Source organism: Belnapia sp. AC561 (assembly GCF_979252845.1).
In genome coordinates this window covers 1-284 of the sequence record NZ_CEEDBP010000166.1, presented here as the reverse complement: position 1 = coordinate 284, position 284 = coordinate 1, and the positions used below count along the sequence as shown (strand labels likewise).

Below are 284 nucleotides of genomic sequence, written 5' to 3'. Positions count from 1 at the left end.
CATCAGCGGGAGAAGCCGGGCATTACGGAGCTGCCCTTCTTCGACGACGCGGGGAGGGCGCGCTCGCGGTCTTCGCCAACCGGCCCTTGCGGGACCGGGACGGCGGGAACCGTTGCGGTGGCGCCGATCGCGGGTGCGGCGTCGGTCTGGGGTGCCATCGTCGGCACCGGACGCCGGTCGATCGGGGTACCCGGCAGATAGGGTGCGCTGAGCTGTCCGCCGAGAATGCGGCCGGCATCGGTCGGCGCGCGGTAGCCGTCGGTCGGCAGCGCGATGTCCGATGA

Annotated in this window: 1 protein-coding gene; it reads right to left on the bottom strand. The window is 72.5% G+C overall.

What is annotated here, in order from left to right; all coding sequences use genetic code 11:
* Nucleotides 1–2: 2 nt before the first annotated feature.
* On the bottom strand, nucleotides 3–284 hold a 282-nt coding region (locus AC0IW9_RS30595; RefSeq protein WP_471652074.1), incomplete at its 5' end, for a hypothetical protein.